General features: G+C 66.8%; 10 protein-coding genes. 4 read left to right on the top strand and 6 right to left on the bottom strand.

The features are described 5' to 3' along the window. The 3 genes from QNJ12_RS23065 to QNJ12_RS23055 all read right to left on the bottom strand — a co-directional run. A partial coding sequence (locus QNJ12_RS23065) for a hypothetical protein (RefSeq protein WP_300626365.1) occupies window positions 1-273 on the bottom strand: 273 nt, incomplete at its 3' end. Then, a complete protein-coding gene (locus QNJ12_RS23060; protein ID WP_300626364.1) occupies window positions 273-1,013 on the bottom strand; it encodes a hypothetical protein in 741 nt (246 codons plus the stop codon). The genes QNJ12_RS23060 and QNJ12_RS23065, both read right to left, overlap by 1 nt. A gap of 1 nt (window position 1,014) precedes the next feature. Then, complete coding sequence (locus QNJ12_RS23055; RefSeq protein WP_300626363.1) at window positions 1,015-1,404, bottom strand: hypothetical protein; 390 nt, start codon at window positions 1,402-1,404, stop codon at window positions 1,015-1,017. 125 nt (window positions 1,405-1,529) lie between these two features. On the opposite strand from QNJ12_RS23055, the gene QNJ12_RS23050 reads away from it, so the two are divergent. From QNJ12_RS23050 to QNJ12_RS23035, 4 genes are all read left to right on the top strand, one after another. Then, window positions 1,530-2,555 carry a M23 family metallopeptidase gene (locus QNJ12_RS23050; protein WP_300626362.1) on the top strand — a complete coding sequence of 342 codons (1,026 nt, stop codon included), beginning with the start codon at window positions 1,530-1,532 and terminating at the stop codon, window positions 2,553-2,555. Window positions 2,556-2,863: 308 nt separating this feature from the next. Continuing rightward, entirely contained in the window at window positions 2,864-3,343 is a 480-nt protein-coding gene (locus tag QNJ12_RS23045; RefSeq protein ID WP_300626361.1) for a DoxX family protein, read from the top strand. A gap of 45 nt (window positions 3,344-3,388) precedes the next feature. After that, entirely contained in the window at window positions 3,389-4,579 is a 1,191-nt protein-coding gene (locus QNJ12_RS23040) for a sensor histidine kinase (RefSeq protein ID WP_300626360.1), read from the top strand. Window positions 4,580-4,596: 17 nt separating this feature from the next. Beyond that, complete coding sequence (locus QNJ12_RS23035; RefSeq protein ID WP_300626358.1) at window positions 4,597-5,208, top strand: response regulator transcription factor; 612 nt, start codon at window positions 4,597-4,599, stop codon at window positions 5,206-5,208. Window positions 5,209-5,301: 93 nt separating this feature from the next. Here QNJ12_RS23035 and QNJ12_RS23030 read toward each other — a convergent pair whose 3' ends face one another. The 3 genes from QNJ12_RS23030 to QNJ12_RS23020 all read right to left on the bottom strand — a co-directional run bounded on the left by QNJ12_RS23030 (window position 5,302) and on the right by QNJ12_RS23020 (window position 7,399). Then, on the bottom strand, window positions 5,302-6,222 hold the full coding sequence (locus QNJ12_RS23030) for an NAD(P)-dependent alcohol dehydrogenase (protein ID WP_300626357.1): 921 nt from the start codon (window positions 6,220-6,222) through the stop codon (window positions 5,302-5,304). Between the two features lie 43 nt (window positions 6,223-6,265). Beyond that, window positions 6,266-6,619, bottom strand: coding sequence for a 2TM domain-containing protein (locus tag QNJ12_RS23025; RefSeq protein ID WP_300626355.1), 354 nt, complete (start codon window positions 6,617-6,619; stop codon window positions 6,266-6,268). Between the two features lie 66 nt (window positions 6,620-6,685). Continuing rightward, window positions 6,686-7,399 carry a DUF4386 family protein gene (locus QNJ12_RS23020; RefSeq protein ID WP_300626353.1) on the bottom strand — a complete coding sequence of 238 codons (714 nt, stop codon included), beginning with the start codon at window positions 7,397-7,399 and terminating at the stop codon, window positions 6,686-6,688. Between the last annotated feature and the right edge of the window lie 26 nt (window positions 7,400-7,425).

Genomic DNA, 7,425 nt, shown 5'->3' with positions numbered 1-7,425 from the left:
CGCAAGCAGCACGAGGAGCGCCACCATCGTCACGCCAATCCCGAACGCGATCCGGAACGGCGACGATTCGGCGGTGTAGAACCACTCCGACGTCAGCCGTGGCGACGACGCGGTGTCCATGAAGTTCCACATCGACGTCAGCAGCGCCAGGACACCCTTCAGAATCCAGTCGGTGATGCCCTGGACGACGGTGTCCCACGCCCACCCGGCCGCGGCCTGGAACGGTGTCGTGACGAAGTCGATGACGTCGCCGATGATCGGGATCGCCAACATCAGTGGTCATCCTCGGTGGTCGTGTCGGCGAACACGGCCGCCTCCCAGGCGTCGACCGTGACGAAGTCACTCGCCGGGGATGGCAACGCAACCTCGTTCGGGATCGGTGTCGGGCCCTCGGTGATGACCACGTCGTCGATGCGCCAGTCGTCGCGCTCCCAAACCAGGTCGATCCGGTGCGTCCTCCAGAGTGCTTCGATCGGTCCGTGCTCAGGGTCGCCGGTGACGAGTAGTGCCCAGACCGCAACAGTCGCAGTTGAGGCGTCGGCGTCGAGGATGTCGACCTGCAGCGGCGACTCGATCCAGACCCGACTGGCGAAGTCGGGACCGAGTTCGTCGATCAGCATGAAGTAGTCAGCGACGACCTCATCGGTCCCAGACGCGGCTCGACGTTCGGACAGCAGTTGACCGAGCGTGTCGTCAAGCCGGATCGGACCCATACGAACGACGGTCGGGAATGATGCGACCCAGTTCACCGCCGATGTCGCCGCACCTCGCTCCGACCTCGGGTAGCCGACGGGAACTTCTGCGAGGTCACCTGCAGCAACGACCGGCTGCACGGGCATAGCGGCCTGCGTCTCTGCTGGGTCCACGCCAGCCTGTCCCGGAACGGTCGATGACGCTTCGGCCGGCCGCGTCGAGGGTTCGCTCGCCCCGGTGTCGAGGACGAACGAACGGATCGCCCACACCCCGAGCATCGCCACGACGAGCACGACGCCGACGAGCTTGTGGCCGTTCACGTCAGCCTGCCTGTCCGGCGTCGAACAGCACCCGCACGATCGTCGGAGCCAGCCCGATCACCATCGCCCCGATGGCACCGGCGGCGACGTACATCTTCCCCTCGACACCGCGACCCGTGTTGCCGTTCATCCCCCGCCACGTCGCTGCGCCGTAGAGGATCGCCAGGCCGCAAACGCCGAGCGCGATCCAGAACCCCCACGAGAGGATCTGGGTGAAGAGCCCGGCGCCAGGGAGACCGTCCGACGACGGCGACACGTCGTCGAGCGGCGATGCCGCCGCAGGCTCGGATCGGCCGACGGCGAGCCCGACGATCAGCGGCGGAACGAGGGTGGCAGCGACGCGCAGCCGTCGGCGGGGATGATCTGGCGAACGCTTGGTGGGATGGGACATCGGCTCCCCCTTTGACGGGACGTGACTCGCCCGGTGCGGGTCAGCTACCCGAACAACCACCCATCGACCGGGCCGCGCGTTACACGACGTAACGGGACGAGACCGGCCAGGCCGGTCGTTGAGGCATGAAGCCACTCGCCGCGCTCATCGCCACCTGCATCGTCATAGTGCTGTCGATCCCGCTCGTGTTCGCCAACGGCGGCCCAGCAACGACGCCGTACGCATGCGGCCGACTCGGCGTCATCCTCGACACGATCCGCACGCTCGAGTCCGGCGGCGACTACACTGTCCGAGCACGCGGCGCGTCGGCGGCCGGCGCCTACCAGTACATCACCAGCACGTGGCGGCACTGGGCCGAGGAAGCCGGCGTGTCGACCGACCTGTATCCGACCGCCGACACCGCTCCACCACACGTTCAGGATCGCGTCGCCGGCGTGAACGTCTCAGCGATCCTCGCCGACCACGACAACCTCGTCGAGGTCGTCCCGATCATTTGGTACTTCCCAGCCGCTCTCGGCGACCCGGAGACGATGGACCGCATCCCACGCCCCGACGCCGGCAACACCCTGACCGTGCGGGCGTACCAGACCCGCTGGCTCGACACCTACAACGAGAAGGTCGCCGGCGTTGACGAGACGGTGCCCACCTGCGTTGCGACCGACGTCACCGGCGAATGGGCGCTACCCCTGCCGAGGGAGATCCTCACGCCCGAGATGCTCTCGGCACCTCACCACACGTACCCGGCATGGGATGCCATGGTGCCTGAGGGAACTCCGGTCTACGCGCTCACCGGCGGTCGGGTCGCTCGCATCACGAGCTGGACCGGCAACTGGTGGCACGCCGGGTGCGGCGGACCTAGGCCACCCGCCGACTGCAACACATGCGGCGTCGGCATCACGATCCAGCACCCCGACGGCCTCCGCCACACCTATTGCCACAACGTCCGCAACCACGTCGCCGTCGGCGACCAGATCGCGCCCGGCCAACACATCGCCGACAGTGGCAACACCGGCCGCTCTGGCGCTCCCCACCTTCACCTCGAACTCCGCATCAACGGCCGTCGCCTCTGCCCCCAGCCGCTCTTGGTTGGACTGTCGGACGGGGCGCCGACCGAGCCGAGGTCGCTCCCGACCTCGGGTTGTAGCTTCTGATCCTTCGCTGCGGCGCTCGTTATCGAGCACCTCGGAGCCGCGCGATTGCCGGTTCCCGATCGGGTCCGGGCGCCTCTCAGCGGTGAGCGATACCGGACGGGTCAGTCGGCTGGGTAGGTGGCGTGTGAGTTGGCGTGCTCCCCCATGTGGGGTTGCGAGCGGGTGATCGCTGGCGGCCGATCGCGTTGGACGGTCGGTGTATCGACCGATCGGTTGATCGGAGAAGCCGACCGCCGGTCGATGTGTGCCCCGAATCGGATCGTGAGAGTGGGGAGTGTTCCAACGATCCACTCATCAGGGAGTCCACGATGTCCACCGTCAACCGCATCCTCACCTACGCACTCGGCTTGTTCCTCGTCTCGTCCGGTGTCGCCAAGTTCACGGGCGGCCATGTCTTCCAGTACATCGAGCACAAGTCCGGGCTCGACATCTTCTACCCCTACGTCAATCACGCGACCGGCGCCGCGGAGATCCTCGTCGGATTGCTGATCCTGGTCCCGGCGACCCGACTTGTCGGATCACTCGGCGCGGCCGGGATCATGGCTGGAGCGATTGGCTTTCATCTGTCGCCGTGGCTCGGGGTCTCGATGCCGACCGGCCTCGCCGACGGTGCATCGGCGCCGTGGACGGCGGCTGACTTTGCGCAGTCGACCACGTCGGTGACCTTCGCGCTCGCCATCGTGGCGTTCGTCCGGGCGATGGTGATCGTCCGTAACGAGCGTCGTCGCCGTACCGCCGACGTCGTCGCCAGCGGTTCGCCCGCCGTGGTCTCGGTGGTGAACGTCTGATCGACGATCGGTCAGCACAAGTACGGTCAGAGCGGAGGAACGATCATGCTCCGAGCAGCAGTGCCCCAGCGACACACCGAGGCGCCGACCGCCGTGGCTCGTCTGCCGCGGGTCTGGTTGGTGATCGCGTTCGTCAGTCTGCTGGTGGGTTTCGTGCTCACGTTCGACCCGTCGTTCGTCGACGCCCGGTCGACTGTGGTGACGCTGCTGCCGTTCTTGTTGCTGCCCACGATCGTCGTGGCGTACACGCGGCTTCCCGTCGGAGGCTCCTCGACCGCGATGACGGTGGCGACGCTTGCGTCGATCGCGGCGTGGACGGTCCTCGTCATCGACGACGAACGCTGGTCGGCGCTCGCCTTCGCGATCTACGGGCTGGCGTTCTCGAACCGTGGTCGCCGGCTCGAGCTCCCGCTCGCCGGCTTGATCACGGTCATCTGGATGATCGCAGCGACCGTCCACGACGGGCCCGACTGGCGAGTGTTCATCCCGGTCGCCGCGCTCGTGATGGGTGTGGTGGCGTGGCGGACGTTCATTCGCGCCGACGACGAGACCACCGAGCTCGCACGGTTGCTCGACGAACTCCGCGCGACGCAGGCCGACCTCGCTTCGAGTGAGCGGGCGAAGGGTGTGCTCGAAGAGCGTGCGCGAGTCGCGGGTGAGATCCACGACACCTTGGCGCAGGGATTCACGTCGATCGTCGTGCTCGCGAGGTCAGCGAAGCGGACGGGGGAGACCGAGCCGGCACTCGACGACATCGAGTCGGTCGCCGCCGACAGTCTGCAGACCGCCCGTCGTCTCGTCGCCGCGATGGGCCCGGCCGAGCTCGACTCGGTGTCACTCCCACAGGCGATCGAACGTCACCTCGACGCATCTGCCAAGGAGGATGGCGAAACGCACCTCGAAGTCGTCGGCACCCCACGATCGCTCGGCGGCGCTGCGGAGGAGGCGCTGTTGCGCGCGGTCCAGGAGACGGTGCTCAACGCCCGACGGCACGGACATGCGACGTCGGTTCATGTGACGCTCTCCTACCTCGACGACCGGGCCGTGCTCGACGTGGTCGACGACGGTTCGGGCTTCGAGCCCGGTGAGGTCTCCGATCGCGGGGATCTGACGGGCGGGCAAGGTTTGGCGGCGATCCGCCACCGGGTCGGCGCGCTCGGTGGAAGCGTCGAGATCGAGACCGAGTCCGGAACCGGAACGGCGATCTCGGTCCAGATTCCGAGCGGTGCGGCGTGACGGTCTCGGTGTTGGTGGTGGACGACCACCCGATCATGCGCGGCGGCATCGTCACCTTGCTCAGCACCGACGACGACATCGTTGTCGTGGCTGAGGCGGGTGACGGCGACGAGGCGGCGCGCCGCGCGATCGAGTTGCGTCCCGATGTGACGTTGATGGATCTTCGCATGCCGGTGCTCGATGGCGTCGGGTCGATCGAGCGGATCCGCAGCGAGTGGTCCGATGCGACGATCGTCGTGTTGACCACCTACGACACCGACGAGGCGATCGTGCGAGCGATCGAAGCCGGCGCCGCCGGCTATCTGCTCAAGGACGCGCCACCGGACGAACTGCTCGACGCCGTCAAGCGAGCCGCCAACGGTGACACCGTGCTCGCCGCCCCAGTCGCCAAGCGTCTCGTCGAGCGCGTGCGCGATCCGGCCGCTGGCGCACTGTCGCAACGAGAACTCGAAGTTCTGCGCGCGGTCGCGTCCGGCAACACCAATGCGCAGATCGCCGGCGAACTGCACATCAGCCAGGCGACCGTCAAGACCCACCTGCTGCACATCTACGACAAGCTCGGCGTCACCGACCGCGCCGCAGCGGTCGCTCGGGCCTACGACTCGGGCATCCTCACCTCCGGATTGTGACCGGACCTCCGGATTGTGAGCGGCTGCGCGCTCACCGCTCACGACACCTCAGACGTCGACGACCCGGCTGCCAGAGCTTCGACAGACGGTGGGTCATCGGTCGATGCTGACGACGACCTTTCCGCTCGTTCGTTTGCTGCCCAGCATCGTGATCGCCGACGTGATCTCAGCGAGCGGGAACGTGCGGTCGATCACGGAGGTGAGGGCTCCCGACGACATGAGTTGTGCGAGCGTTTGGAGGTCACCGGTGTTGAACTGTGCGACAAAGCTGATGACTCTCTCGCCGTGCTCTGAAGCCTTGTAGGCCCCGAGCTTCGCCAGGTGTTCGGTCGTGTCCGTGCCGAGTGCTCCGACGGAGACCATGCGCCCTGCGGGCGTGAGGTTCTTCACGTACACGTCGAACGGGCGATCTCCGACCATGTCCACGATGAGGTCGTACGGTCCGGTGCCATCCCAGTCTTGCGCGGTGTAGTCGATCACGTCGTCGGCTCCGAGACCCCTCACCATGTCGGTGTTCGTTGTGCTGCAAACCGCGGTCACGTGAGCATCGAAGGACTTGGCGATCTGCACCGCGGCAACTCCCACGCCACCGGATGCACCGACGATCAGGACGCGCTGACCCGACTCGAGTCGCCCGTGGTCACGCAGCCCTTGGAGGGCGGTGAGGCCTCCCGTTGGGACGGCGGCAGCGTCGACGAATGGCACGTTCTCGGGCTTGCGGACCAGATTCCTCTCCGTGGCGATCGCGTACTCTGCGAGCGCGCCCTTCGCCGCCCCGAACACGGCATCGCCGACGGTGAACCGTGCGACGTTCTTCCCGACGGCCACGACAGTGCCGGCGCAATCGGTGCCGAGTGCGTGATCGGTCGGCTCGGGGTCACCGTACGCCTGGCGGAGCATCGGAATCTTGCCTTCCGTGCGATGCCAGTCGGAGGGGTTCAATCCAGCTGAGCGGACTTCGACGAGCACCTGATCGCCTTCCGGCGTCGGTCGATCGATCTCCTCCAGCTTCAAGACATCGGGAGTGCCGTAGCGGCGAGCACGAATCGCTTTCATGTCAGTTCTCCCCGCTGTCGTCTCGTCTGGTCCGGCGTTGCTGAAGTGCGGCGATCTCCTCAGGCGTCGATGACGCGTCCGAGGGTCGGTTGAGCCAAAGGACGAAGCCGTGGACGGCGATGCCGATGCTCCAGCCGAGGAGGGCCCACACTGACCACCAGGCGTCCCATTCGTCTGCGGTTCCGGCGGAGATGTTGGTGACGAGGTTCACTGCGAACATGATGAACATGCCGGTGGCGAACCCGCCGACGTGGCCGTGGAACGCTCGCAGTTGATCGGCGTACCGTCTGGCCGCTTCGTCTCGTTCGTCCGGCGCTTCATCGTGGCGGCTCGGCGCTTCAGTTGGGGTGTTCATTGTTCGTCTCTTTCGTTGGCTTCGTGCTGAGGTCGGTTGGTGTGATCTTCGATCAGTGGCGGAGGCTCAGCGGGCGAGGTCCGCAGCCGGAGCGGCGGTCTCGGAACTGCGGAGCAGGACGATGCCGGTCCAGGCGAACCAGGCGATGGATCCGAGGCCGAAGATCATCCCGACGTCGGACAGGCCTGGGACGAGCGTGATGAGTGCGGCGACTGCGCTGATGCCGCCCAGGATGTTGAGTCCGGTCGGGAGTCGTCGGGTGCGCCAGGCGGCGACGCTGACCAGGAGGATCCAGAGGCCGCCGACGAGTTCGTTGCCGCCTCCGAGACCTTCGGTGACGGTGTCGATGCTCGACCACAGTGCCTGCGCTGCTGTCGGGTCGGTCTCCTCGAGGTCGGCGACGGCGGTGATGCCGACGTTGTGGATCATTCCGGTGGCGAACATCAGGCCGGACCAGATGTAGGCGAGGACGGCACCGATGTCGGCGAGTTGTGGGCTGACGTCGGCGAGGCGCCGGCGCAGCGTTCGAGCGAGGGGGATGATCGCGACGCCGAAGATCAGGAAGATGACGAGGTACCAGGCGAAGAGCGTGGTCTGGTGCCCGACGAGGAACTCGACGGACTCAACCGGTGTCGGGTCGCCCTCGGTGTAGTCGCTCAGGGTCGTCACGAACAGGACGATGCCGAACACGAACGTGGCCGCGGCGACGAGTGCGCCGATCGCGCCCGCTCGGGAGGGGGCGAGCTGGGTGTCGGTCGGGGTGTGGATGGTGGTGGTCATGGCTGCCTTTCAGGTGGATGGGTGGG

Source organism: Ilumatobacter sp. (genome assembly GCF_030065885.1).
Taxonomy (GTDB): Bacteria; Actinomycetota; Acidimicrobiia; order Acidimicrobiales; family Ilumatobacteraceae; genus Ilumatobacter.
This window is presented reverse-complemented; position numbering and strand designations above follow the sequence as displayed.